Raw genomic sequence first — 26,078 nt, forward strand, 5'->3', positions numbered from 1 at the left:
CGACCCTACGGGCGGGCGGACGGACTAGCGCTTCGAGGCCTTGGGCGGCAGGGTTGCGACGTGGTCGCGGGCGCGCTCGAGCCAGGCCGACTTCTCCCCGTCCGGCATGGCCGTGGGCAGCGACCGCCAGCCCTTCATGGGCCGCTCCTCCGGGCCGAACGGCCCGGTGCCGGGCAGCGCCTCGAGCTCGGCGAGCGCGTCGGCGTCGGGCTTGACGCCGACGTCCTCGCCGAAGAGACCGGCGTACATGTTGCCGTTGACGAAGGCGCCGAGGCTGCCGAACATCGGCTTGACCTCGACGCCCGGGGCCGCGGTCACGAGGCCGCGGAAGTACGCCTTGGCCTCGTCGGTGTGCTTGGGCATCTTCATGTAGCCATCACACCACCGCGACGCGCGTCGGTGGCGTGGACCGTCGCGAGGAAGACGGCCGCGACGAGGGCCGTGACGCCGCAGATGGCCCAGACGGTCATGTAGCCGGCGAGCGACGCGTGCCCGGTGGCCCCGGCGTCGACCGACCCGGTGCTGGCCAGGGCGATGGCGAAGGTGCTCGAGGCGAAGGCACCACCGATCGTCTTCGTCGTGTTCGTCATGCCGGTGGTGAGGCCGGTGTGGGTCGGGGGCGCCTGTGCCGCAGCGGCGGTCGGCAGTCCGGCGACGAGCGCACCGGACCCGAGCCCGGCCACGACCATGTTCGTCATGGTCTGGGCGAGGGTGTCGTGGAACGGCAGGAAGAGCAGGTAGCCGACGGCGACGAACCCCGCGGCCACGACGAGCGCCACCCGGGTGCCGACGCGGCGGCCGAGGACGTGGAGCAGCAGCGCCCCGACGGCGAGCGAGAGCACGTACCCGCCGATGATGATCGACACCTTGCCGGCCGACGCGCCGAGCCCGTAGCCGGTGACGGCGGGGTCGGTGCGGGCGAACGTCGACAGCGGGATCTGCGCCCCGAGCACCGACACCCCGAAGAGGAAGGCCGTCGCCTGCACCGGCCACTGGCCCCGCGCCCGGAGCACCCGCAGGTCGACGAGCGGCCACGCGCACGCCAGCTCGACGCGCGCGTAGGGCACGAGGGTGAGCAGCCCGAGCACCATGACCAGCCACGGCAGCACCGACCCCGGGCCCTGCAGGCGCATCAGGACGAGGCCGGCCATGACGAGGCCCAGGGCGAGCGTCAGCAGGCCGAACGCGCGCCAGTGCACGCGGCCCTCGCCGAGCCCCGGGGCGTCCTCGACGCCGAACCACACCGCGGCGATCGCCAGCGTCACGACGACGGCCGGCAGCGCGAGCAGCCCTGTCATGCCGAGGGACTCGGCCAGCGCACCACTCGTCAGCGCACCCGCGATGACGCCGAGCTCGAGCGCCGCGACGAGCACCCCGGCCGCGCCCCGCACCCGCGACTCCGCTCCCCCGGTGCGGCGGTGGATGATCGCGACCTCCATCGGCAGCCAGACGACGTAGAAGCCCTGGATGGCCCAGGCGACGAGGAACGTGCCGAAGCTCGGCGCGAACGCGACGCCCCACGACGCGACGGCGGTGACGACCGTCGAGCCGAGCAGGACCTTGCGGTGGCCCACGAGGTCGCCGAGCCGCGCGAGGAGCGGCACGACAAGCGCCGACACGATGAGCTGGGCCGCCTCGAACCAGTTGACGTCGGCGTCGTGGATCGACAGGTGCCGGGCGATGTCGGTGAAGATCGGCGTGTAGTAGCCCTGGAGCACACCGCTCGCGAGCTCGACGCAGACGAGGAAGCCGACGACCTTGGCGATGGGGCTCGCGGCGAGGGCGCGCGCCGTGGTGTCGAGGGCCGGACGCCCGGTGGTGCGGTCGCTCATGGGGGTGCGGGTCTCCTTCGCGCTCAGAGGGACTCGAGGAGCCGGCGGTACCAGCGGACGCCGTCGAGGAAGTCGCCGACGCCGATGCGTTCGTCGACGCCGTGGATCGAACCGCGCTGCTCCGCGCTCATCCGGAACGGGGTGAAGCGGTAGACCCGGGGCCACACGCGGTGGAAGTGCCGCGCGTCGGTGGCTGCGAGCATGACGTACGGCACGGGGACGACGCCGGGGAACGTGCCGGCGAGCGTCGACTCGAGGAGGCGGTACGCGTCGTCGTCGGTCGGCGACACGGGGCTCGGGTCGTCGCCGCTGACGAGGACGACCTCGACCGCCGGGTCGCGCACGACGGTGCGGATGCGCTCGAGCGCGCTGTCGACGGTCTCGCCGACCATGACCCGCATGTTGACGTGGGCGCGGGCCTCGGCCGCGATGACGTTCGCGCCGGGCGAGCCGGACAGCTGCGTCACGGCCGTCGTCGTGCGGGCCATCGCGGCGGGCTCGTGCCCGAGCCGGGGCAGCACCCGGCCGAGCAGGGGACGCAGCCGGCGGGCGCGGGCGAACACGCGGGAGTACGGGGCGGACGCGTGCGGTGCGAGCCGCTCGAGCATGTCGACCGTGGGGTCGGGCAGGCGCGCGGGGAACGGGTGCCGCTCGAGGCGCAGGACGGCCCGGGCGATCCGGGCGGTGGCCCCCATCCGCTTCGGAGCCGACGCGTGGCCGCCGTCGCCACGCGCGACGAGCTCGACGTCGACGGTGCCCTTCTCCGTCGTGCCGATGACCGCGGTCTGCGCCGCGACGCCGGGCAGCGCGCCCTGCACGATGGCGCCGCCCTCGTCGAGCACGACCCAGGCGTCGACGCCGCGCTCGCGCAGCAGGCGGACCGCCTCCTTGGCGGCGCCGCCCGACACCTCCTCGTTGCACCCGAAGGACAGCCAGACGTCACGTGCTGGCACGACGCCCTCGGCGAGCAGCTGCTCGACGGCGCTGCAGATGGCGACGAGAGAGCCCTTGCAGTCGAGCGACCCTCGGCCCCAGACGAACCCGCCGTCGAGCTCGGCCGCGAACGGCGGGTGGGTCCACGCCGACTCGTCGCCGACGGGCACGACGTCGAGGTGGGCCATGAGCACGACGGGCGCCTCGGGCGTCCGGCCGCGCCACCGCACGAGCAGCGCGTCACCGGCGATCCGCTCGACCTCGCAGGCCGCGTGCAGCCGCGGGAAGCGCGACGCCAGCTCGGACAGCAGCGCGTCGAACGCGTCGCGGTCCTCCTCCTCGCGAAACCAGCTCGAGACCGTCGGGATCCGGATCAGTGCCCGCAGCGCCTCGACGGCGGCGTCGTCGCCACCCATGTCCCCGCTCATGCCCCGGAGCGTAGGCCCTCGAGCCGTGCCGGCGGTACGCCCCGGGCGAGCGGGTCGGAGGTCAGGCCGACCTGGCCGCCGCCCCGTGCTCGAGCGCCTCGACGACGGCCCCGCAGAAGTCGGGCAGGTCATCAGGCTTGCGGCTCGTGATGAGGTTGCCGTCGATGACGAGCGACTCGTCGGTCCAGTCGCCACCGGCGTTGCGGATGTCGGTCTGCAGGCTCGGCCACGAGGTCAGGCGCCGGCCCGAGAGGACGCCGGCCTCGACGAGCGTCCACGGCGCGTGGCAGATCGCGGCGACCGGCTTGCCCGAGGCGACGAAGTCGCGGACGAGGGCCACGGCGTCGGCATCGGTGCGCAGCGCGTCGGGGTTGGCGACGCCTCCGGGGAGCACGAGCGCGTCGTAGTCGTCGACCGACGCGTCGGACACGGTCACGTCGACGTCCTTGGTGTCGCCCTTGTCGAGGTGGTTGAACATCTGCACCTGCCCGGACTCGGGGCTGACGAGGACGGCGTCGTGGCCGGCGTCCGTCACCGCCTTCCACGGCTCGGTCAGCTCGACCTGCTCGATGCCCTCGCTCGCGACGAGGAATGCGACCTTCTTGGACACGGGACCCTCCTGGTGTCGGTGGTGTCGTCTCGCTGTCCCGCCCCCGTACCCACCGACCGGTGGCGGCTACCCGGGCGGAAGCCCTCCTGCTGACCTACGCTCGGCGCATGGCCCAGGACCTCGTGGTTCCGCTCGCGCCCGGCGTCTGGCGCATCCCCCTCGTGCGCGACCTCGTCAACGGGTTCGCCTTCCGCGACGACGACGGGCAGGTGACGCTCGTCGACATGGGGGTGGCGAGGAGCGGCCCCAAGGTTGTGGCTGCGCTCGCGGCGATCGGGTCGGGCCCCTCCGACGTGACGCGGCTGGTGCTGACCCACGCCCACCCCGACCACGCGGGCGGGGCGGCCCACGTCGCCGAGGCCACGGGCCGCGCCTTCACGGTGCACCACGACGACGCCGCGTACGCCGCCGAGGGATCCTCGCCCCCGCGCGACCGCAGCTTCCTGCTCGGGCGCCTCTTCGACCGCCTGTCCCGGCCCGGGAAGGACTTCGCGGCGGTACCGGTCGAGCACGAGATGACCGACGGCGAGGTGCTGCCGATCGCGGGCGGGGTCCGCGTCGTGCACACGCCCGGCCACTCACCGGGGCACGTGTCGCTGCTCCACGAGCCGACCGGCGTCCTCGTGACCGGCGACGCCATCTTCAACGTCCTCGGGCTGCGCTGGCCGATCAGGGCGTTCTGCACCGACTTCCGGATGACCCAGCAGACGGCCCACCGGCTCGCCGAGCTCGACTACGAGGTCGCGGCCTTCACCCATGGCGCCGAGCTGCGCAGCCGGCCGCGCGAGGCGATCCGCTCGTTCCTGCTGCGCCATCGCGTGGACTGACGGCCCGACGGCGCCTCCCCGCCGGCCTGGTCGTCCACAACCTTGTACACAACTGTGGACAGACCTTGTACGAGCCGAGCGTCAAACCTTGGACAGGCTGGTGTGGCAGCCTGACGCGAGGGGTACGGCGCGTCCGTGACGGACTTCGGATACACCCTCATGACCGAGCAGAGCGGGCCCAAGGACCTCGTCCGGTGGGCGGTCGGGGCCGAGCAGGCGGGCTTCGACTTCGAGGTGAGCAGCGACCACTACTCGCCGTGGCTGACCGAGCAGGGCCACGCTCCCTACGCGTGGTCGGTGCTCGGCGCGGTGGCCCACGCCACCGAGCGCGTCGGGCTCATGACGTACGTGACGTGCCCGACCATGCGCTACCACCCGGCCGTCGTCGCCCAGAAGGCCGCGACGCTCCAGCTGCTCGCCGACGGGCGCTTCACGCTCGGGCTGGGCAGCGGCGAGAGCCTCAACGAGCACGTCGTCGGCGAGGGCTGGCCCGGCGTCGTGACGCGCCAGGAGATGCTCGCCGAGGCGATCGAGATCATCCGCAAGCTGCACTCCGGCGACCTCGTCACGCACCACGGCGAGTACTTCGACGTCGACTCCGCGCGCGTGTGGGACCTGCCCGACATCCTCGTGCCGGTCGCGGTAGCCGTCAGCGGGGACCTGTCGATCGAGCGGCTCGCGCCCCTCGCCGACCACATGATCGCCGTCCAACCGGAGGCCGAGCTCATCGACACGTGGAACCGCACCGACGGGGCCGAGCGCGTCGGCTCCGGGGCCCGGGCCGTCGGGCAGATCCCGATCTGCTGGGACCCCGACGAGAAGGTGGCGATCGAGCGCGCGCACGCCCAGTTCCGGTGGTTCGGTGGCGGGTGGTCGGTCAACAGCGACCTGCCGACGCCGGCGGGATTCGCCGGCGCGACGCAGTTCGTGCGCCCCGAGGACGTCGCCGCCTCGATCCCGTGCGGACCCGACCTCGACCGGATCGTCGAGGCGGTCAGCACCTACTGGGAGGCGGGGTTCACCGACATCGCCCTCGTGCAGGTGGGCGGCGACGCACAGGAGGCGTTCCTGGCCGAGGCCGCGACGCCGCTGCTGGAGAAGCTGCGCGCGGCGGCCCCCTGACGCCTCAGGCGGCCGCGGCCCGCTCGGCCGCGCGCTCGGCGAGGATGCGCTCGCGTCGCTTGGTGATGTCGGCGCACTCGAGGCAGACCTCCTCGGGCACGAGGCCGATGCGCATGAGGCCCGAGAAGAGGATGCACCCGACGCAGATCCCGAAGGCCGACTCGAGCAGCGGGAAGACGACCATGATCGCGCCGATCGCGACGACCCCGACGAGGGCCCACGAGGCGCCGGTCGCGAGGCTGAGGACCCAGAGCGCGGTCGCGGCGAGCGTCATGACGGCACCGATGCTCGCCGCGAACCGCTTCGGCGTGCCGGCGGTCGGCTGCTTCGGCGCCCGGACGGCGGGTCGGATCCACCGCTGGACGAGCTGCGCCACCGGGCTGGCCTTCGGTCCGAGCGCGGCCCGCAGGGTGAAGTCGACGGCGAGGACGGCGTAGAGCCACCACTGCTGCGTCGCGAGGGCGACGGAGCCGACCACGAGGACGACGGCGGCGATGAGCCGCACCGTGACGTCGTCGACGACCGCGGGAAAGCGCGAGGAACTCATGCCAGCATTATGGACTCCATAAGGCCCACTTATGCAACCCCGGGTCACGGGGCGGACGGTCAGGGCGTGGACACCCGCCGCCGCGCGGCCTCGCGCTCGGCCTCGCGCTTCGCCTCGCGCTCGGCCGACTGCCGGGCGACCCGCTTCGCCGCGCGCCGGGCCAGGACGACGTGCTCGACGACGTGCAGCACGAGGTCGAGCAGCGTCTTGAGCGCCATGAGCAGCACGACGGCGGCGACCTCGCGGGCCGTGCGCCCGTCGACGCCGCCGAGGAGGAAGAACCCGCCGAGGACGGTCACGTGCAGCGCCACCATCCGCGGGTAGGGCGCGACCATGACCCACGCGGGGTTGGCCGAGGCGCGCTCCCGTCGCCCGAACCAGTTGAGCCCGACCGACAGGATGTGGCTGAGCAGGATGACCCCGGCCGTCGCGACCCAGTCGAGCAGGCCGCCGTCCAGGCCGACCATCCCGACGAGGACCGCGGTGAACGCCCCGTGCACGAGCGTGAAGAGGCCGAAGAGCATCGCGAAGGACAGGGCGTACGCCGGGTCGCCGCTGACCCACGACCTCGCCGCGAGCCAGCCCTCGAGCCGGCGCAGCTCGGGTCCGCGCACCGGGTGCGCGCCCGAGGGGTCGCGGCGACGCGTCGAGGTCAGCAGCTTGACGGTGGTCGTGAACCAGACGACGACGTTCTCGAACCAGTAGACGAGCAGCACGTCGCCCATGCCGAGGCGGCCGTCGAGCACGGCCCAGACCGGCAGGAGGTTGGCGCCGACGAGGATCGACGCGCTCAGCGCCCGCGCCACCGGGGTGGGCAGGCGGCGGCCCAGACGGGCCATGAGCTCGACGCCGAGGATGCGCAGGAGGGCGGTCACGGGCGCCCATGGTGCCATGGGCCCGTGACCGCCACCTGTCGAGAGGACGGCCGTTCAGGCGGTGCGCAGCACGCGCAGCGCGAAGAAGGCGCAGACCACGAAGAGGACGGCACCGACGCCGGCCACGACGTTGAGGCTCGTCGTGAACGCGTCCTGCGCGGCCGTGACGAGCTCGCGCGCGGCGTCGGCCGGCAGCGCCGCCGCCGCACGGACCGCACCGGCGAGGGAGTCGAGCGCCGAGGTCGTGGCGCCCGACGCGTGGTCGGCTGCGAACGGCGCGAGCTGTCCGCGGTAGACGAACGTCGCGAGCGAGCCGAGGCCGGCGACGCCCACGGCGATCCCGAACTCCGCCGACGTCTCGGACATCGAGGCGACCGAGCCCGCGCGCTCCGGCGGCGCGGACTGCATCATGACGCCCATCGTCAGGGTCGAGGGGACCATGATCCCGAACGAGGTCAGGCACATCCCGAAGACGAGCAGGCCGAGCCCTGCGGCAGCGCCGACCTGGGTGTAGAGCAGGAGCCCTGCGGCGCACACGAGCAGGCCGGACGCCATGCTGCGGGCCGTGCCGAGGCGCCCGGCGATCCGGGCCGACGTCGAGGAGCCGATGAGCAGGGCCAGGTTCGCCGGCAGCATCCACAGGCCGGCGCCGAGGGGCGAGAGGCCGGCGACGAGCTGCAGCCACTGCGAGCCGAGGAAGGACACCCCGGCCATGACGACGCCGCCGACGAGCATGACGGCGAGCGCCACCGAGAAGGCCCGGCTGCGGAAGAGCGAGAGGTCGACGAGCGGGTTGGCGATCCGGCGCTGGCGGCGCACGAAGACCAGGCCCATGGCCAGGCCGGCCGACACCGTCACGAGGGCGACGGTGGTGCTGCCGCCGCGGGCGATCTCCTTGAAGCCGTAGATGACCGGCAGCGTCGTGGCGAGCGACAGCACCGAGCTCGCGACGTCGACCTTCGTGCCGGCGTGCCGCTCCGACTCGGGCAGGACGCGTCGGCCGACGACGACGAGCAGCAGCATGAACGGCACGCCGAGCAGGAACGCCGAGCCCCACCAGAAGTGCTGGAGCAGGACGCCACCGACGAGCGGTCCGACGGCCATGCCGCCCATGAAGCACGAGTACCAGACACCGATCGCCGCCATCATCGCCTTCTCGTCGGTGAAGATCGTGCGGATCAGGCCCATCGTCGAGGGCATCAGGGTGGCGCCGGCGATGCCGAGCACCGCGCGCCAGAAGATGAGCTGGCCGGGGCTGCTCGCGTAGGCGGCGCAGGCGCTGGCGACGCCGAACGCGACGGCGCCGACGAGAAGGAGGCGCTTGCGGCCGACGCGGTCGCCGACCGCCCCCATCGTCACGAGGAACCCGGCGAGGACGAAGCTGTAGATGTCGAGCATCCACAGCTGCTGGGTCGTGCTCGCGCCGAGGTCGGCCGACAGCTCGGGCAGCGCGAGGTAGAGGACGCTGACGTCGAGCGACAGCAGCAGGGCGGTGAGGGCCAGCACGCCGAGCGCGAGCCACTGGCGTCGCGTCGGCGTGCTGGCGGAGGTGGTGCCGGCGGGGCTGGTCCGGGTGGGGACCGTCTGGGTGTCGGTGGTCGTCGTCATGCCCTCACGTCGAACACCGGGCCCTCACTTCGACACGGACTCGGACCTCGATGCCATCGGGGCGAGGCCGCACGAGGCGGCGAAGCCTTCCGACTCGATGCCGAGGGCGATGTTGCAGCGGGTCGTGAGGTTGGCGAACCCGATCACGGTGGTCAGCTCGACGAGGCCCGCCGGACCGAGCTCGCGCAGCAGGCTCGCGACGAGCTCCTCATCGGGCTCGGGCGGGGTCTGGCTCATCGCCTCGGCGTACTCCATGACCGTGCGCTCCAGCGGCGAGAACACCTCCGACTCGCGCCACCTGGGGATCTCCCGCGCCTTCTCGACGTCGAGGCCCTCGTGGTAGGCCATGAAGTAGTTGTAGTCGAGGCACCACGAGCAGCCGAGCATCGAGGCGACGGCCATGTGCGCGAATGCCTTGAGGCCCTCGTCGCACTCGTCAGCCTTCTGGATCTTCTGGCCCAGGCTCATCGTCGCCCGCAGCAGTGGTTGGTGGTGCCACATGACCCCGAGGGACTCGGGCACGCTGCCGAACATCTTCTTGCTGAACCGCTTGACGAGGGCGCCGTAGGGCCCGGTGATCTCCTTCGGCGGGATCCTGGTGGTCATCGTGTCCTCCTGCAGGTGGTGGGAAATCGTCCGTCGACAGGTGGACACCCGGCGGCACCGATGTGTGACATCGGCACGCGCGAGCCCGCACGACCCCGCGTCGGTACCACGGCCTACGCTCGGGGGATGGCCCTACACATCGGTGCGCACGTCGACCAGGAGGACCCGATCGCGGAGGCGAAGGCCCGCGGCGCGTCGCTCTCGCAGCTCTTCCTCGGCGACCCGCAGAGCTACAAGGGCCCGGTCGTCCGGTACGCCGGCGGCGCCGAGGCGCTCAAGGCCGACGCGGCAGCCGCGGGCATCGACCTCTGGGTGCACGCGCCGTACCCGATCAACGTGGCCAGTCTCAACAACCGCATCCGGATCCCCGGTCGCAAGCTGCTCCAGCAGCACCTCACCGCAGCGGCCGAGATCGGCGCCAAGGGCGTCATCGTCCACGGCGGCCACCTCGGCGTCGAGGAGGACGCCGCCAAGGGCTTCGACAACTGGCGCAAGTGCATCGACGGCCTCGACCTGCCGGTCCCGCTGCTCATCGAGAACACGGCCGGCGGCGACAACGCCATGGCGCGCCGGCTCGAGGCCATCGCCCGGCTCTGGGACGCCATCGGCCAGGCGTCGGGCAGCGAGAACGTCGGCTTCTGCCTCGACACCTGCCACGCGCACGCCGGCGGCAACGACCTCGGCAGCGTCGTCGACCAGGTGCGCGCCATCACCGGGCGCATCGACCTCGTCCACGCCAACGACTCCCGCGACGAGTTCGACTCCGGCGCCGACCGGCACACGAACTTCGGCTCCGGACACATCGACGGCGACGCCCTCGCCGACGTCGTCCGTGCGGCCGGGGCGCCCGTCGTGTGCGAGACGCCGGGCGGCACCGAGGCCCAGGCCGCCGACATCGCCTGGCTGCGCGGACGGGTCGCCTGACCCTTTTCTGACCGAAACCTGACCCAAGGGGGGCACTCCTGCCCGTACCGTGCAGGAAGGGCCGTCCTCGGGGGACCGTCCGGCGGCCGTTCCTCCCAAGGAGGCTGCATGCGCAGGACCAGCTCGCTCCTCGCCGGCGCCCTGGGCGCCGGCGCCCTCGTGCTCTCGCTCGTCGCCGCTCCCGTCGCCACCGCGTCGGGTCCCGGACGCTCGCACGGCCCGACGCCGCACGCCGCGGCCACGACGCCCGCCGAGCAGCAGCGCGTCCTCGCCTACTGGACGCCGGCCCGGATGAAGAGCGCCATCCCCCGCGAGAAGAAGTACGTCGCGAACAAGGGCAAGCCGGGTGGCGGCACGAGCGGCGCCCAGGCCGTCCAGGTGCCGGCCTCGCCGCTCTTCGGCAAGGTCTTCTTCACCGAGAAGGGCCTCAACTACGTCTGCTCCGGAACCGTGACGCAGAGCTCGAGCGGCTCGCTCGTCACGACGGCCGGCCACTGCGTCAACGAGGGCCCGGGCGCCTACGTCACCAACTTCGCCTTCGTGCCCAAGTACGAGAACGGCAACCGCCCGTACGGCACGTTCACGGCGGCCTCGCTGCTGACGACCACCGAGTGGCGCACGAGCGGCGACTTCAACCACGACATCGGCTTCGCCGTCATGAACCCGCTCGCGGGCAAGACGCTCGCCGCCACCGTCGGGGGCTCCTACCCCATCGCCTTCAACCTCGGGTACGGCCGCACCTTCGACGCCTACGGCTACCCGCAGGCGAGCCCGTACGACGGCCAGACCCTCTGGAAGTGCAGCGGGGCCACGACGATGGACACCCGCGGATCCACCGACAACCGGCTGCCGTGCAGCATGACCGGCGGCTCCTCGGGCGGCGGCTGGATCACCGGAGGCCAGCTCAACTCGCTCAACTCCTTCGGCTACCGCGGCGAGAAGGACGTCATGTACGGGCCGTACTTCGGCTCCGTCGAGCAGAGCCTCTACACGCAGGTCGACTGAGGGGCGGGGAAGCCGCGCCTGACGCCGCGCAGCGACGGCGTCAGGCGCGGTCGCGCTCGAGCACCGCGGCCATCCGGTCGGCGAGCAGCTCGGCGACGCGCAGCTGCTCGGCGCTCGGGCGCACGACGCGCGTCGCGGCCGTCACCCGGAAGTGCCCGACGACGCGGTCACCGCGCCGCACGGGCAGCGCGGTCCACGCCTCCGTGGGCAGCCCGACGCGCTGCACCGGCACCACGCGCCCGCCCGAGGTGACGCGCCCGTCGGGGCCGACGACGGCGTCGTTCCAGCGGGGGTGGGTGCCGACCCACTCGGCGCGGTCGGCGCCCAGCGCCTCGGTGATCGCGGCCCCGATGGCGACGGCGCGCTCCTGCACGCCCGAGTCGGCCGGGGCGTCGAGCAGCTGGGCCAGGCCCCGGATGTAGCCGTCGCGGCGCAGCGCGGCAGCCTGCTGGCGCCGGCCCCAGAGGGCCACCTCGGTCACGGCGAGCCCGACGACGACGAGGGCCACGGCCAGCTCGAGGTCGTCGCGGTGGTGGATCGAGAACGAGTAGTAGGGCTCGGTCAGGAAGAAGTCGAAGCTGCCCGCCGCGGCGAGCGCCGCGAGCACCCCCGCGACCCGGTCCCCGGTGGCCGACGCCGCGACGACCGGCAGCACGAGGACCATCGCCGCGGTGCTCTGGTCCATCCCGGAGCGCACGAGCGCGAGGCCCGCGCCGACGACGACGGGCAGGAGCACGGCGAGCAGGCGCACCAGCCCGCGTCGCGTCGTGAGTCGATCGGCGAGCCGATCGGTGATCCGCCCTGCCATTCGCCCGGTGGTGTCGCTGGTCATGGCCTCATCGTCGCGCCGCGCGGGCGCGCGCGAGGCGGGGACCGCGGCACCCTGACGCCGTCTTGACGCGATCCTGACGCGGCAGGGGTAGAAAGGTGGGAAGGACGCACGAGCCCGAGGAGGACGACCGTGAGCGGCACCGGAAGCACCGACGACCCGTGGGTCCTGCGCACCCCGCCGGGCACCGCCGAGTACACGATGCACCGCGACGACGCCGCCACCCCGGCGCAGCTCGTCTGCCAGGTGGGGTCGACGCGGCTGACCTACGACGCCCGCGTCGTCGACGACCTCCACGCCTGGCTGCGCGAGCAGGGCGACTGGGTGCCCCTGGGCTCGGCCGACGAGCAGAAGCCGGCCAAGGACGGGACCGTCGAGGCGTGGGCCCGCTCGGAGTCCAACCCGGTGGGCGGGTGGTACGGCCTGCGCAAGGGCTACCGCGGCCGGGTCGGCATGTACCTGCCGCCGCTGCTGGAGGAGCTCGGCCTCGCCGAGGTGGAGCACCAGCCGCGCAACAACCGCATGCGCGCCCTCTGACGTCGCGCCTGGGACCCTCGCGCGTGACCTCCACCGACCCCGGCGACACGGCCCTCGTCGCGCTGCACGGCGTCGACGTGCTCGTCCGCACCTGGCCACGGCAAGGCTCGGACACCGACCCCGCGGGGCGGCCGGTGCTCCTGCTCCACGCGACCGGCGAGTCCTCGCTCGACTGGGCGCACGTGGCGAGCGACCTGCGCTCGAGGCGGACCGTCGTCGCGCTCGACGCGCGCGGCCACGCCGGCAGCAGCCGCCCGGGCTCCTACCGGCTCGAGGAGATGGCCGCCGACGCCCTCGCCGTGGCCGGCAGCCTGCCGGTGCTCGCCGAGGCCGACACCTACGACGTCGTCGGGCACTCGATGGGCGGGCTCGTCGCGCTCCTCGTCGCGGCCACCGAGCCCCGACGCGTGCGGCGGGTCGTGCTCGAGGACGTCCCGCTGCCGCACCCGCGCACCCCGAACCCGCCGGCGCGGCCCGACGCCGACCCCGGGTTCGACTGGGAGATGGTGCTGCAGGTGCGCGCGCAGATCGACGACCCCGACCCCGGTTGGGCCGACGTCGCCCGCTCGGTCGGCGCCCCGACGCTCGTCGTGTGGGGCGGTCCGTCGAGCCCGATGCCGGCCGAGCACGTCGAGGAGCTGGCCCGCACGCTGCCCGCCGGCCGGCTCGTCCGCGTCGATGCCGGTCACCTCGTCCACGACACCGACCCCGACGGCTTCCTCGCCGCCGTCCGCCCCTTCCTCGACACGTCCTGAGAACCCTGCCCCCTGACGCCCGACCGGCCCGCCGACGGCTCGTGGCTGTCGGCGGGCCGGTCTGTCCCGCGTGCGGTGGGGTCGGTCCTCAGCGCACCGTGACCGTCAGGGTCCCGAGCACGTCGGAGCGGGAGTCGGACACGAGCACGCGCACCCGGTAGGTGCCGGCCGCGGCCCACGCGTGGTTCGCGCTGATCGTCGCGACGCCGTCGGCACCGGGTGCCGCGACCGTCGCGTCCTCGGTGACGGACCCGTCGCCCCACTGGACCCGGGCCCGGTACGTGCCGTCCGGCACGCCTCCGGTGACGGTGCCGAGCGCGACGTCCGCGGCCGCACCCGCCTGGGCCGACGCGTCGGCGCCCGGCGTGACCTGCATGGCCGAGCCGTTGTCGGCGACGGCGAACACGTGGATCCGCCCGGCCGACTTCGGGTCACCCGTCTGCGTCGGCAGGCTCACCGAGTCGACGGTCTTGCCCGACGGGATGCTCAGCGGTGCCGTCGCGAACAGCTTGGCGTGGCAGCTGTCCGTGCTCGTGCCGTTGAGGCGGTAGGCCATCTCGAGCGCGACGACGTTGCCGAACTGCGCCGAACCGCACCAGTCGCCGTACTGCACCCGGTAGGGCGCCGTCGTGCCGTCGGTGAAGTGGACCGTCGCCGTGACGTCCTGGGCCGTCTGCGTCGCCGTGCCGATGAACGACAGCTTCGTGGCTCCCGGCGCGAGGGACACCGTGAGCGTCTGGCCGGCGCCCGTGGCGTTGTCCTTCTGCCCCACCGGGATGCCCGCCATCGAGTAGCGAAGGTCGGTGCCCGGGACGGTCAGCAGCTTGCCCGGCACCCCGCCCGCGTCGGCGAGCGCCTCACGGGACAGGCCCGCCCGGTCGCCGTCGCACGGGACCGAGTCGCCGACGTTTCCGAAGCACACCGAGTCGAACCCGACCGCGTACGACGGCACCGACGCCGTGTGGACCGTGGCGCCGCCGAGGGCGGAGCCGCTGTCGTTGGCCGTAGTCACGGTGACCTTCGGCTGGTAGTACCCCGGCTTGGCCCACGTGTGGCTGCCGCGGATCGTGAACGACCCGAGGTCACCGGCCGTGATGGTGCCCTCCGAGGTGGAGCCGTCGCCCCAGGCGATGGTCGCCGTCGCGGTGGCCGAGGGGTCCTGACCCTGGCCGACGCCTCCGGAGAAGGTCCCGACGGTGCCGGACCAGGCGGTGTCCTCGGACGTCTCGAACGCCGGACCGGCGGTCACCGTGATGCCGGTGTTCTGCGCCTTCGAGCCGTCGGTGAGGAACTCCACCTCCGAGAGGTTCGGCGCGGCCGCCCCCGTGGTCGCCGTGACGACGAGCCGGTAGGAGGTGTACGTGCCGGTGTCGGCCAGCTTGAACGGACGCGTCTGCACCCGCCACGGGAAGGACTGGTCGGTGCGCGTGTCGAGCGTGCGCCACGTCTTGCCGCCGTCCTTGCTGCCCTCGACGCGCCACGCGGACGGGTCGCCCGCGGCCGGGCCGGAGGTGATCGTGTACCAGGTGGCCCGCTGCCCGACGCCCGACAGGTCGAACGTCACGGTCGGCGTCCCCGAGGCGAACGCGGCCGAGGTGCGCGACGTGTCGTCGAACAGCTTCGCGGCGTCGGCACCCGATGCGAGGCCGGTGGCCGAGGCGGTGCCACGACCGGGACCGGTCATGTCGCGCAACGGCTTCGGGGCCTCGGTGCCCGTCGTCAGCGACGGCGGGGCGTCCTGGGCCCGGGCGCCGAAGTCGGACGGCGTGCTGCCCATCGCGAAGTCGAGCGTCGAGGCGCCAGCGATCTGCGACTGGTCGACCGAGACCGACTTCTGCTTCTGGCCGTTGACGGTCAGGCCCTGCACGTAGAGGTTCTTCTCCGAGTTGCCGGGTGCGTTGACGACGAGGTCGCCCTGCGTGCGGTGCACCGTGACCTGCTGGAACTTCGGCGAGCCGACGGCCCACTGCGACGAGCCCACCTGCAGCGGGTAGAGGCCGAGCGAGGAGAGCACGTACCAGGCCGACATCTCGCCGTTGTCCTCGTCGCCGGGGTAGCCCTGGCCCGTGTCGGTGCCGACGTAGAGGCGGCGCAGGATCTCGCGGACCTTCTCGGCCGTCTTGTACTGCTGGCCGGTCCAGTCGTACATGTACGCGATGTGGTGCGACACCTGGTTGGACTGGCCGAGCTGGCCCATCCGGACGTCACGCGCCTCGAGCATCTCGTGGATCGTGCCGCCGTAACCGCCGGGCTTCGTCGCCGTCTCGGGCGTCGCGAAGAACGTGTCGAGCTTCTTCGCGAGGGCGTCGCGGCCGCCGTAGAGGTTGGCCAGGCCCGTGCCGTCCTGCGGTGCGTGGAAGGCGAAGTTCCAGCCGTTCGTCTCGGTGTAGTCCCCGCCCCACGCCTCGGGGTCGAAGGTCGCCGGGAAGCTGCCGTCGGGCTTGCGGCCCTGGAAGAACCCGACCTTCGGGTTGAAGGCGTTGACGTAGTGCGTGGCCCGCTCGAGGAAGTACTGCGACTCCTCCTGCAGCTGGGCGCGCCGGTTCGCCGGCGTGGCCGGGTCCTTGGCGAGCTTCGCGGCCATGTTGCCGATGCCGAAGTCGTTGACGAGGCCCTCGAGACCCCACGACACCGACTCGCCGGTGCTCGTGCTCGTGTAGCCGAGGAAGATCGAGGTGTCGAGGCCCTTGCGGCCCACGGCGCTCGACGTCGGCAGGACCGTCGCGTTCTTCACGGCGGCGTCGTAGGCGCCGAGCGGGTCGGGCAGCTTGACGCCCTTGACGTACGCGTCGGCGAAGGCGACGTCCGAGCTGGTCCCGGTCATGAGGTCGGCGTAGCCCGGCGAGCTCCAGCGGGCGATCCAGCCACCGTCGCGGTACTGCTGCACGAAGCCGTCGGCGATCTCGGCCGCGACCTCCGGATAGAGGAGGCTGTAGGCCGGCCACACGGTCCGGTAGGTGTCCCAGAAGCCGTTGTTGACGTAGATCTTGCCGTCCTTGACGGCGGCGTTCGTCGTCGTCGCGGTGGCCGAACCCGACTTGGCCGCAACGGGGCTCGCGTACTGGTAGTGCGGAGCCGCTGCCGTGCCGGTGTTCTCGAACTGGCTGTTCGGGTAGAGGTTGAGCCGGTAGAGGTTCGAGTACAGCGTCGTGCGCTGCGTGTCGGCGTTCGTGTCGGTGTTCGTCTTGACCCCGACGACGCCCAGGCGCTGGTTCCACGCCGTGTTGGCGGCCGCGTGGACGGCGTCGAAGTCGCGGGCGGCCAGCTCGAGCGCGTGGTTGCGCTTCGCCTGGTCGAGCGAGATGAACGACGTCGCGAGCTTGAGCACGACCGTCTTGTCGGTGCTCGTGTCGAACGACGCGTACCGCGTGCCGGCGTGCCCGTTCGGGGCGGTGCCGGCGGCGGTCGCGGCCCGGTCGAAGGTTCCGTAGACGAACATCCGGCTGCGCCCGGCGGACAGGCCGCTGCCGTTGTCGACCCAGCCGGTCACGGTGCCGGCCGCGGCGTCGACGGTGAAGGTGCCGTTGTCGTCGATGGTGTCGAGGACGAGGCTGCCCTTGGTCGTGCCGGACGGGAAGGTGAACCGGTAGACGCCGCCGTGGTCGGCGGGCGTCATCTCCGACACGAGGCCGCCCTGGAGCACGGCCTTGTAGTAGTCGGGCCGGGCCACCTCGGTGCGGTGGTCGAAGGTGAGGGCGCGACCGGACGCGCTGCCGGTGGGGGTGCCGGTCGTCGTGGACGGCATGACCGAGAGCTGGTTGCGGTCACCCATCCACGGGCTCGGCTCGTGCGAGATGGCCAGGCCCTGCATCACCGGCAGGTTCGAGGCGTTGTTGGCCGACTGGTAGTAGTACTCCCACGACTGCGAGTTCGCGTTCGTCACGGGGGTGAAGAACGTGAAGCCGTTGGGCAGCGCGCTGATCGGCAGGTTGTTGCCGCGCGAGAAGCTGCCCGAGGCGTTCGTGCCCCGACGCGTGTCGACGAAGTGCGTCAGGTCGGACGCGTCGACCGCGGCGGGGTGGGCCGCGACGTCGAGGTCGTCGATCCAGCCGCCGAAGCGGGTGTCCTTCTTCGCCGTGTCGTTGTCGTAGCCGACGAGGATGCGGTCGATCGTCTTGCCCGCGGCGACGGTGCCGACGTCGACGGAGACGGCGTTCCACTGGTTGGCGTAGAGGATCTTGCCCCTGCCCTGGCCGTTCGGGCTGGCGGCGACGCCGTTGGCGTCGGTGGCCTCGAGGTCGGACAGGTAGGTGCCGTCGGTGAAGTGCAGGTCGAGGGCGCTGTAGGTCGACGGGTAGCTGAGGTCGCCCGCGACCATGTCGGGGAAGACCTTGTAGGACAGGCGGGTTGCCGGGTTGACCGGGAGGTTGACGTCGAAGAGGCGGTTCCAGGCGTAGCCGCGGCCGTCGGCGGTGTGGCCACCGGAGTAGCGCAGCGCCTTGACGCCGGTCCAGCCGACGAGGGGCTTGATGTTGAAGCCGGAGATCGGGCCCGAGCCGACCTTCGTCACCATCGGCGTGGCCGGACCGGTACCGGTCGAGCCGTCGGAGATGTCCCAGTCGGCCAGCTGCACGATGCTGCCCGAGTGCACGGCGGTGACGTTGAGCCGGTAGTACGCATAGCTGCCCGGCGTCGTGACCGTGAAGTCCTGCTTCGCGAACCGGCCGGCGAAGTCGATGTTGCTGCGCGAGTCGAGGTCGGTCCACGTCGTGCCGTCGGCCGAGCCCTGGAGCGTGAAGCTCTTCGGGTCGCGCTCGGGCGAGTCGTTGGCCGAGGTCAGCGAGTAGCGCACGACCTTGGCCGGCGAGGCGAGCTGGTAGCGCACCCAGCCGCTCGAGGCGAAGGCGAGCCACTTGGTGTCCGGGTTGGCGTCGGCGAGGTTGGCCGCCACCTCGCCCGGCGTGTTCTCGGCGCTGGCGGTGACCGCCGTGACCTGACCGAGCAGGCTGCCGTCGACGCTCACCGTGCCGGTGACGTTCTTCTGACGCGGCCCGTCGGGCCCGTTCTCGACCGCCCCGAAGGCCGGCTGGGGGTCGCCGGTCTCGAACGAGGTCGAGAAGCTGCCGGTGTCGTCGGCGGCCGCGGCCGCCGCGCTGGGCGGTCCGGCGACCGCCCCCATCGTCGAGGTGACCAGCAGCGCCATGGCGACGGCGCCTCTCTGGATCCCAGGTGTCAAACCCATCGGTTCCTCCGTGCTCGTCCTTGAGCTGAGCAATGCAAGACCCGGCGAGACTTTCCCCGGGGGACGAGTGTCGTCAACGGTGCAGATGGTTCTTGTCCGGTCGGGACAGCCAATCGGACAGGAACCGGCCGGACAGGCCTCGACCCACCGGATTCCGTTGCCGAGCTTCGCCTCGATCTGCTCAGATTGCAGGCATGACAGCGTTGTCTGACCACCGGACAGGCGCACGTCCCACGATGGCGGACGTGGCCGCCGAGGCACATGTCTCGGTCAAGACGGTGTCGCGCGTCGTCAACCACGAACCCGGCGTCCGGCCCGACACCGCCGAGCGCGTCCGGGCCGTCATCGAGCGGCTCGGCTTCCGTCGCCACGACGGCGCCCGGCTCATCCGCCAGGGCCGCACCTTCACCATCGGGCTCGTCGTCGAGGACCTCGCGAACCCCTTCTACTCCCTCGTCGGCGCGGCGGTGGAGCGCGAGGCCCGGATCCGCCAGCACCAGCTCATCACCGCCTCGGCCGAGGGGTCCCCGAGCCGCGAGCGCGCGGCCCTCGAGGCGCTCATCGCCCGACGCGTCGACGGCATCGTCGTCGTGCCCGCGAGCGAGGCCGCGTCGGCCGACCCGGAGATCGACGCGAGCGGCACCCCGATCGTCTACATGGACCGGCCCGTGCGCGGCACGCCCCGCGACACCGTCCTCAGCGACAACCAGGGCGGGGTCCGCAGCGCCATCGAGCACCTCGTCGCCCACGGCCACCGGCACATCGCCTTCCTCGGCGACGACCCCGGCTTCTGGACCGCCCGCCAGCGTCGCGAGTCCTTCGTCGCCACCCACGAGGCGCTCGGCCTGCCCGGCTCGGCCCGCGTCGTCATGGGCCCGCACTCGGTCGTGTCGGTCCGCGACGTCCTGACCCGCTGGAGCGCCGGCCCCGAGCCGATCACCGCCGTCATCACCGGCAACAACCGGATCACCCTCGCGGCGCTCTTCGCGATCCGCGACCTGCACGCGAACCTCTCGCTCGTCGGCTACGACGACTTCGAGCTCGCCGAGCTCATCGACCCACCCGTGACCGTCGTCCACCAGGACCCGGCCGCCATGGGGCAGAAGGCGGCCCAACAGCTGTTCTCGCGCCTCCTCGGCGACGAGTCCCCGCCCCAGACCGTCGTCATGCCGACGCGTCTGATCGTCCGCGCGTCCGGCGTCCGCCGCGACAGCACCCGAGGAAACCACCGATGACCACCACCCAGCACCTCGTCCCGAGGCACCTGCCCGTCAACACGCCGCACCGCTTCTACCGCGGCGGCGAGCGGATCCTCGCCTTCCGCGGCCTGCCGGTGCCCGACGGCTTCGACGGCCACCGGCCCGAGGACTGGCTCGCCTCGACGACGCGCCTCTTCGCCGAGGGCGGCGGCGGCCTCACCCTGCTCGACGACGGCGCCGACCTGCCCTCGGCGCTCGAGTCCGACCCGCGGGAGTGGCTCGGCGACGCGCACGTCGACACGTTCGGCGTCGTGCCGGGCCTGCTGACCAAGCTGCTCGACAGCGGCGAGCGCCTGCCGGTGCACTCCCACCCCGACCGCGCCTTCGCCAAGGCCCACCTGCACTGCGACAACGGCAAGACCGAGGCGTGGATCGTCCTCGACGCCGAGCCGGGCGCCCGCGTGTGGCTCGGGTTCCGCGACGAGGTCTCGCCCGAGCGTCTCGCCGAGCTCGTCGAGGCCCAGGACGACCAGCTGCTCGCGGCCCTCAACCCCGTCGAGGTGACCCGCGGCGACGCGATCCTCGTGCCGGCCGGGCAGCCGCACGTCATCGGCGAGGGCGTCCTCGTCCTCGAGCTGCAGGAGCCCACCGACCTGTCGGTCATGCTCGAGCACCAACGCTTCGGACTCGAGGAGGCGCACGCCTTCCTCGGCCTCGAACGCGGCCTCGCGCTGCGCAGCGTCGACCGCGGCCCGCTGACGCCGGAGGCCCTCGCCGGCCTGCGCCGGCGCTGGTCCGACGTCGTCGGGTCGGGCGGCGCGCTGCCCGCGCAGGCCGACACCTTCTTCCGGGCGCAGGTCGTCCGGCCGACCGGCCCCGAGCCGGTCACCGTCGAGGCGGCGTTCGCCGTCACGGTCGTCGTCGACGGTCACGGCACCCTCGTGACCGGCGCCGGCGACACCGGCGGCGCATCCATGGACATCACCAGGGGAGATGTCCTCCTCGTCCCCCACGGCGCGGGTTCCGTCCGCGTCGAGGGAGACGTCACCGTCATCCGGTGCATGCCGCCGTATGGCACTCCCGCCGCCTGACCGCGGCACCGACACACGGCCGGACCCGGAGGGGGCACCGGCACCGCACCGAGTCCCATCCGGCAACCGGTCGGGGCATCGGAACCAACAAGGAGGATCAATGCGCAACAGGGCTGTTGCAGCCGTGGCGATGGCGGGGGTCGTGGCCGTCGCGCTCGCCGCCTGCGGGTCGGGCTCGACCAACGACACCGGTGGCTCCGGCGGCGCGAGCACCTCGCTCGCGACCAAGGCCGGCGGCGCCGGTGGTGACGTCGGCGTGTTCACGTGGTGGGCGGCCGGCTCGGAGAAGAAGGGCCTCGACGCGCTCGAGGCGCTCTTCAAGGAGAAGTACCCGAACGACACCTTCGTCAACCTGGCCGTCGCCGGTGGCGCAGGCTCGAACGCGAAGGCCAAGCTCGCGTCCGACCTGCAGAACAACCAGCCGCCGGACTCGTTCCAGGGCCACGCCGGTGCCGAGCTCGCCGACTACATCGACGCGGAGCAGATCGAGCCCGTCAACGACGTCATCCAGGCGCTCGGTGGCGAGTCGGTCTTCCCGAAGAACCTCATCGAGCGGCTGACCGTCGACGGGAACATCTACTCGGTCCCCTCGAACATCCACCGCGCCAACGTCGTGTGGGCCAACGTCGCCGTCCTGAAGAAGGCCGGTGTCAACACCCCGCCGAAGGACATCAAGTCCTGGATCGCCGACATGGACAAGGTCAAGGCCTCCGGCGTCTCGACGCCGCTGTCGGTCTCGGGCACGTGGACCCAGGTCCAGCTGTTCGAGAACGTCCTCATCGCCGACCTCGGCGCGGAGAAGTACAGCGGCCTGTTCGACGGCAAGACCAAGTGGGACTCCGCGGAGGTCAAGACCGCCGCGGCCGACTACAAGAAGCTGCTGACCTACGCCAACACGGCCTCCGACGGTGACGACTGGCCGGTCGCGACCGACATGGTCATCGACGGCAAGGCCGCCTACAACGTCATGGGCGACTGGGCCGTGGCCGAGTTCGCGGACAAGGGCAAGAAGCAGGACCAGGACTGGACGTGGTTCCCGACCCCGGGCACCGACGGCGTCTTCGACTTCCTCGCCGACTCCTTCACGCTCCCGAAGGGCGCGAAGAACCCCGGCGGCACGAAGGACTGGCTCATGCTCATCGGCTCGGCCGAGGGCCAGAAGGCCTTCAACCTGGCCAAGGGCTCGATCCCGGCGCGCACCGACGTGCCGAAGACCGACTTCCCGCCCTACCAGCAGTCCGCGATGGACGCCTTCAAGTCCAACACCATCGTGTCCTCGATCGCGCACGGCGCCGCCGTGTCGCTCGCGTGGAACGCGGACATCAGCACCGCGATCAGCAAGTTCTACTCGAGCAAGGACGACGCGACCCTCGTGAGCGACCTCGCGGCCGCCGCGAAGAAGTACGTCAGCTGACGCGGTCCCGGCCGGCGCGGCCCGCCTCCGTCGGAGGTGGGCCCGCGCCGGCCGGACCGCCCGTTCCCTCAAGGACCATCCATGCGCAAGACCAAGGACTGGCTGCCGGGGTTCCTCCTCGTGCTGCCGTCGATCATCCTCGTCGGGGTCTTCGTCTACTGGCTCATCGGGCGCAACGTCGCGACGTCGCTCGACCGCACCGTGACCAAGGCGACCAAGCGCGTCACGAACCCGGGCGGCCTGCAGAACTACTCGAACCTGCTCGGCAGCGACGACTACCAGCACGCCCTGTTCAACCTGCTCGTCCTCACCGTCGTCTTCGTCGCCGGCACGATGCTCTTCGGCCTGCTGTGGGCCGTCCTGCTCGAGAAGGGCGTGCGCGCCGAGGGCATCTTCCGCTCCGTCTACCTGCTGCCCATGGCGATCTCGTTCATCGCGGCCGGCATCGTGTGGCGCTGGCTGCTCTCGCCCGGCAAGGGTGACCAGGCCGTCGGCCTCAACCAGCTGCTCGCGATGATCGGGCTCGAACGCTTCCAGAGCGCGTGGTGGCAGTCACCGAGCGCGTTCTCGATGGCGGCCATGGCCATCCCGGCCATCTGGCAGCTGTCCGGCTACGTCATGGCCCTCTTCCTCGCGGGGTTCCGCGGGATCAGCGAGGACCAGCGCGAGGCCGCCCGCATCGACGGCGCGAGCGAGTGGAAGCTCTACCGGCACGTCCTCTTCCCGCAGCTGTCCCCGATCGCCCTGTCGGCGCTCATCATCATCGGGCACATGTCGATGAAGATGTTCGACCTCATCTACGCGATCGCCGGCCAGAACTCGTACAAGGCCTCGGTGCCCGCGACGATGATGTGGACCCAGATGTTCCAGCAGAACAACCCGACCGCCGCCGCGGTCAACGCCACGATCCTGCTGGTGCTCGTCGCCCTCGTCGTCGTGCCGTACCTCATCTACACGAACAAGACGGAGAAGGAGACGCGCGGATGACCGCCACGACGAACGAGGTCGCGCCGGTCGCCGCCGGCGGACGCGGTGGCGCGGTCGGCGAGCCCATCCCGACGCGTCGCACGACGGGCAAGGCGCCCGGCACCGAGGGGACGGTCGCGGGACGGACCGTCCGCTACGCGCTGCTGGTGCTCTTCCTCGTCATGATCCTGCTGCCGCTCTACGTGCTGCTCGTCACGAGCTTCAAGCGCAGCGGCGACGTCACGGCGAGCCAGGCGTGGTCGCTGCCGACGGTGTTCTCCCGCGACGGCTGGGCCTCAGCGTGGACGGCGCTCTCGCCGCCCCTGTTCCGCTCGCTCATCCTGGCCCTGTCGGTCGCCGTGCTCTCCTCGGCGCTCGGCTCGGTCAACGGGTTCGTCTTCTCCAAGTGGCGTTTCCCCGGGGCGACGACGGTCTTCACGCTGTTCCTCTTCGGGATGTTCATCCCGTACCAGGCGGTCATGATCCCGCTGCAGGGGATGCTCATCGACGTGCAGTCCACGCCGGGCTTCTCGTGGTTCGACGGCATCGCCAAGCTCATCGCCGTGCACGTCATCTTCGGCATCCCGATCTGCACGCTGATCTTCCGCAACTACTACGCGACGGCGCTCCCGACGGAGATCCTCGAGGCGGCCAAGGTCGACGGTGCGGGCCTGTTCCGCACGTTCTTCTCGGTCGTCCTGCCGATCTCGATGCCGGGCTTCGTCGTGACGATGATCTGGCAGTTCACCTCGGCCTGGAACGACTTCCTCTTCGCGCTGTTCCTCACCAACCGCAACAACGGCCCGGTGACGTACGCGCTCAACGAGCTGGCCGGCGGGCAGAACCCGAACTACCCGCAGATCATGGCGGGCGTGCTGCTCGCCTCGCTGCCGACGCTGCTCGTCTACATCCTGCTCGGCCGCTACTTCATCGGTGGCCTCATGAGCGGCTCGGTGAAGTAGCCGGCACCCGACTCGTCACCACCTCAGACCACCAGCAGGACGCGAACGGCGCGGCCCCCACCCGGGGACCGCGCCGTTCGCGCGTGGGGACGTGCTGGGGCGTCAGTCGGTGGTGCGGCGCACGTAGGCGCGGATCGCGAGCGGGGCGACGACGGCCGTGATGAGCAGCGACCACCCGATCGAGACGCCGACCGCGTGCTGCAGCGGCCAGGCCGCACCCGGCGGCGTGCCCGGGACGTTGCCCCACAGCTCGCGCATCGCCTGGACGAGCGCGCTGATGGGGTTCCACTCGGCGATGGTGCGCAGCACCGAGGGCATGGCCGCGGTCGGCGCGAACGTGTTGGCCAGGAAGGTGATCGGGAACATCGTCGTGAACATCAGGCCGTTGACGGCCTCGGGCGAGCGCATCGCCGAGCCGACGAGGATGCCGATCCAGATCATCGAGAACCCGAAGAGCAGCAGCAGCGCGAAGGCGAGCACCGCCGGGCCGAATCCGTCGCGGATGCGCCAGCCGATGACCAGGCCGGTCATCGACATGACGAAGACGCCGATGCTCGAGTGGATGATGCCGTAGACGCTGCGGCCGATGAGGACCGAGCCGCGCGAGATCGGTAGCGACCGGAAGCGGTCGATGATGCCCTTGTCGAGGTCCATGTTGAGGCCGTTGGCGACGATGAACGAGGAGAACGCCATCGTCTGGGCCATGATCCCGGGCAGCAGCCACTCGCGGTAGGAGGCGCTGTCGGTCTGGATCGAGCCGCCGAAGACGAAGGCGAACAGGACGACGAACATGATCGGCTGGATCGTGACGTCGGTGAGCATCTCCGGCTGGCGCCGGGTGTGCTTGAGGCTGCGCCACACCATCATCTGCACCTGGCGCAGCAGCCCCGGCGGGTGCAGGACGGGGGCAGCGGCGTCGGCGCGACGCCGGGTGTCGGTGGCGGTGGACTGGCTCATCGGGACTCCCCCTCCCCGGCCGCGGCGGCGCCGTCCTCCTGCTCGGCGCGGTGGCCGGTCAGGCTGAGGAAGACGTCGTCGAGGCTCGGACGCTTGAGGCCGAGGTCGTCGAGGACGATCTGGCTGCGGTCGAAGACGGCGGCGACGCGCGTCATGTCGGACAGGCCCTCGGCGGGCGCGGTCAGCTGGCGCGCCGGGACGTCGACGTGGACCTCGGTGACGTGCGAGGCGAGCAGGGCGCGCGCCTCCTCGAGCTGGTCGGCGTGCGACACGGTCAGCACGATGGCGGCCTGGCCGGACTGGTCCTTCAGCTCGAGCGGGGTGCCCTCGGCGATGACCCGGCCGTGGTCGATGACGACGATGCGGTCGGCGAGCTGGTCGGCCTCCTCGAGGTACTGCGTCGTGAGCAGCAGCGTCGTGCCGTCGGCGACGAGGCCGCGCAGGACCTCCCACAGCTCGACGCGGCTGCGCGGGTCGAGCCCGGTGGTGGGCTCGTCGAGGAAGAGGACGGGCGGGGCGGCGATGAGGCTGACGGCGAGGTCGAGGCGACGCCGCATGCCGCCGCTGTACTCCTTGACGACCTTGTTGCCGGCGTCGGTCAGCGAGAACCGCTCGAGCAGCTCGTCGGACAGGCGCCGAACGTCGGGCCGCCCGAGGCCGTAGAGCGAGCCGATGAGCCGGAGGTTCTCGCGGCCGGTGAGCATCTCGTCGACGGTCGCGGCCTGCCCGGTGAGGCCCATGCTGCGGCGGACGGCCTCAGGATCGGTGCGCACGTCGTGCCCGGCGACGCGGGCGGTGCCGCTCGTCGGGGTGGTGAGGGTCGTCATCATCCGGACGGTGGTGGTCTTTCCGGCGCCGTTGGGGCCGAG

At 72.0% G+C, this 26,078-nt stretch carries 23 protein-coding genes; 11 read left to right on the forward strand and 12 right to left on the reverse strand.

The window, feature by feature from the left end; translation table 11 throughout:
- Window positions 1–24: 24 nt before the first annotated feature.
- The 4 genes from BIV28_RS17150 to BIV28_RS17165 all read right to left on the reverse strand — a co-directional run bounded on the left by BIV28_RS17150 (window position 25) and on the right by BIV28_RS17165 (window position 3,803).
- Complete coding sequence (locus BIV28_RS17150; protein ID WP_076263749.1) at window positions 25–369, reverse strand: TfoX/Sxy family protein; 345 nt, start codon at window positions 367–369, stop codon at window positions 25–27.
- Window positions 366–1,832 carry an MFS transporter gene (locus BIV28_RS17155; protein ID WP_076263750.1) on the reverse strand — a complete coding sequence of 489 codons (1,467 nt, stop codon included), beginning with the start codon at window positions 1,830–1,832 and terminating at the stop codon, window positions 366–368. The genes BIV28_RS17150 and BIV28_RS17155 overlap by 4 nt, the downstream gene beginning before the upstream one ends.
- Window positions 1,833–1,855: 23 nt before the next feature.
- The gene (locus BIV28_RS17160) at window positions 1,856–3,193 is read right to left on the reverse strand and encodes a M20/M25/M40 family metallo-hydrolase (RefSeq protein WP_242653108.1); all 1,338 of its coding nucleotides are present in this window, start codon (window positions 3,191–3,193) and stop codon (window positions 1,856–1,858) included.
- 61 nt (window positions 3,194–3,254) lie between these two features.
- Window positions 3,255–3,803 (reverse strand): type 1 glutamine amidotransferase domain-containing protein, encoded by a 549-nt coding sequence (locus BIV28_RS17165; RefSeq protein WP_076263752.1) that lies wholly within the window; start codon window positions 3,801–3,803, stop codon window positions 3,255–3,257.
- Between the two features lie 107 nt (window positions 3,804–3,910).
- On the opposite strand from BIV28_RS17165, the gene BIV28_RS17170 reads away from it, so the two are divergent.
- Both BIV28_RS17170 and BIV28_RS17175 read left to right on the forward strand, forming a co-directional pair.
- Complete coding sequence (locus BIV28_RS17170) at window positions 3,911–4,630, forward strand: MBL fold metallo-hydrolase (RefSeq protein ID WP_076263753.1); 720 nt, start codon at window positions 3,911–3,913, stop codon at window positions 4,628–4,630.
- A gap of 135 nt (window positions 4,631–4,765) precedes the next feature.
- Complete coding sequence (locus BIV28_RS17175; RefSeq protein ID WP_076263754.1) at window positions 4,766–5,752, forward strand: LLM class F420-dependent oxidoreductase; 987 nt, start codon at window positions 4,766–4,768, stop codon at window positions 5,750–5,752.
- Window positions 5,753–5,756: 4 nt separating this feature from the next.
- Here the strand turns inward: BIV28_RS17175 and BIV28_RS17180 are convergent, their stop codons facing one another.
- The 4 genes from BIV28_RS17180 to BIV28_RS17195 are packed head-to-tail and all read right to left on the reverse strand — an operon-like array spanning window position 5,757 to window position 9,388.
- Window positions 5,757–6,299, reverse strand: coding sequence for a DUF4395 domain-containing protein (locus BIV28_RS17180; RefSeq protein WP_076263755.1), 543 nt, complete (start codon window positions 6,297–6,299; stop codon window positions 5,757–5,759).
- 59 nt (window positions 6,300–6,358) lie between these two features.
- Window positions 6,359–7,174 (reverse strand): DUF6498-containing protein, encoded by an 816-nt coding sequence (locus tag BIV28_RS17185; protein WP_076263756.1) that lies wholly within the window; start codon window positions 7,172–7,174, stop codon window positions 6,359–6,361.
- A gap of 54 nt (window positions 7,175–7,228) precedes the next feature.
- Complete coding sequence (locus BIV28_RS17190) at window positions 7,229–8,782, reverse strand: MFS transporter (RefSeq protein WP_076263757.1); 1,554 nt, start codon at window positions 8,780–8,782, stop codon at window positions 7,229–7,231.
- A gap of 24 nt (window positions 8,783–8,806) precedes the next feature.
- The gene (locus tag BIV28_RS17195; protein ID WP_076263758.1) at window positions 8,807–9,388 is read right to left on the reverse strand and encodes a carboxymuconolactone decarboxylase family protein; all 582 of its coding nucleotides are present in this window, start codon (window positions 9,386–9,388) and stop codon (window positions 8,807–8,809) included.
- 126 nt (window positions 9,389–9,514) lie between these two features.
- On the opposite strand from BIV28_RS17195, the gene BIV28_RS17200 reads away from it, so the two are divergent.
- Together BIV28_RS17200 and BIV28_RS17205 are read left to right on the forward strand one after the other, a co-directional pair.
- Entirely contained in the window at window positions 9,515–10,312 is a 798-nt protein-coding gene (locus BIV28_RS17200) for a deoxyribonuclease IV (protein ID WP_076263759.1), read from the forward strand.
- A gap of 108 nt (window positions 10,313–10,420) precedes the next feature.
- On the forward strand, window positions 10,421–11,317 hold the full coding sequence (locus BIV28_RS17205) for a trypsin-like serine peptidase (protein WP_076263760.1): 897 nt from the start codon (window positions 10,421–10,423) through the stop codon (window positions 11,315–11,317).
- 40 nt (window positions 11,318–11,357) lie between these two features.
- Here the strand turns inward: BIV28_RS17205 and BIV28_RS17210 are convergent, their stop codons facing one another.
- A complete protein-coding gene (locus BIV28_RS17210; RefSeq protein ID WP_083707461.1) occupies window positions 11,358–12,149 on the reverse strand; it encodes a DUF4118 domain-containing protein in 792 nt (263 codons plus the stop codon).
- Between the two features lie 129 nt (window positions 12,150–12,278).
- On the opposite strand from BIV28_RS17210, the gene BIV28_RS17215 reads away from it, so the two are divergent.
- Window positions 12,279–12,683, forward strand: a complete 405-nt coding sequence (locus BIV28_RS17215) for a DUF6855 family protein (RefSeq protein ID WP_076263761.1) — start codon at window positions 12,279–12,281, stop codon at window positions 12,681–12,683.
- Window positions 12,684–12,706: 23 nt separating this feature from the next.
- Window positions 12,707–13,438, forward strand: coding sequence for an alpha/beta fold hydrolase (locus BIV28_RS17220; RefSeq protein ID WP_242653109.1), 732 nt, complete (start codon window positions 12,707–12,709; stop codon window positions 13,436–13,438).
- A gap of 88 nt (window positions 13,439–13,526) precedes the next feature.
- Here the strand turns inward: BIV28_RS17220 and BIV28_RS17225 are convergent, their stop codons facing one another.
- Window positions 13,527–18,581, reverse strand: a complete 5,055-nt coding sequence (locus tag BIV28_RS17225) for a GH92 family glycosyl hydrolase (protein ID WP_242653110.1) — start codon at window positions 18,579–18,581, stop codon at window positions 13,527–13,529.
- A gap of 275 nt (window positions 18,582–18,856) precedes the next feature.
- Here BIV28_RS17225 and BIV28_RS17230 point away from each other — a divergent pair, with 275 nt between their 5' ends.
- From BIV28_RS17230 to BIV28_RS17250, 5 genes are all read left to right on the forward strand, one after another.
- Complete coding sequence (locus tag BIV28_RS17230; protein ID WP_083707462.1) at window positions 18,857–19,855, forward strand: LacI family DNA-binding transcriptional regulator; 999 nt, start codon at window positions 18,857–18,859, stop codon at window positions 19,853–19,855.
- Window positions 19,852–20,910 carry a class I mannose-6-phosphate isomerase gene (locus tag BIV28_RS17235; RefSeq protein WP_076263764.1) on the forward strand — a complete coding sequence of 353 codons (1,059 nt, stop codon included), beginning with the start codon at window positions 19,852–19,854 and terminating at the stop codon, window positions 20,908–20,910. Before BIV28_RS17230 ends, BIV28_RS17235 begins: the two co-directional genes overlap by 4 nt.
- A gap of 100 nt (window positions 20,911–21,010) precedes the next feature.
- Window positions 21,011–22,324, forward strand: coding sequence for an ABC transporter substrate-binding protein (locus BIV28_RS17240; protein ID WP_076263765.1), 1,314 nt, complete (start codon window positions 21,011–21,013; stop codon window positions 22,322–22,324).
- An 81-nt stretch (window positions 22,325–22,405) separates the two neighbouring features.
- Window positions 22,406–23,311 carry a carbohydrate ABC transporter permease gene (locus BIV28_RS17245; protein WP_076263766.1) on the forward strand — a complete coding sequence of 302 codons (906 nt, stop codon included), beginning with the start codon at window positions 22,406–22,408 and terminating at the stop codon, window positions 23,309–23,311.
- Window positions 23,308–24,252, forward strand: coding sequence for a carbohydrate ABC transporter permease (locus BIV28_RS17250; RefSeq protein WP_083707463.1), 945 nt, complete (start codon window positions 23,308–23,310; stop codon window positions 24,250–24,252). The genes BIV28_RS17245 and BIV28_RS17250 overlap by 4 nt, the downstream gene beginning before the upstream one ends.
- Before the next feature lie 102 nt (window positions 24,253–24,354).
- Here the strand turns inward: BIV28_RS17250 and BIV28_RS17255 are convergent, their stop codons facing one another.
- Together BIV28_RS17255 and BIV28_RS17260 are read right to left on the reverse strand one after the other, a co-directional pair.
- On the reverse strand, window positions 24,355–25,209 hold the full coding sequence (locus BIV28_RS17255; RefSeq protein ID WP_076263767.1) for an ABC transporter permease: 855 nt from the start codon (window positions 25,207–25,209) through the stop codon (window positions 24,355–24,357).
- On the reverse strand, window positions 25,206–26,078 hold an 873-nt coding region (locus BIV28_RS17260; protein WP_076263774.1), incomplete at its 5' end, for an ATP-binding cassette domain-containing protein. The genes BIV28_RS17255 and BIV28_RS17260, both read right to left, overlap by 4 nt.

This window comes from Intrasporangium flavum, from assembly GCF_001956915.1.
GTDB lineage: Bacteria > Actinomycetota > Actinomycetes > Actinomycetales > Dermatophilaceae > Monashia > Monashia flava.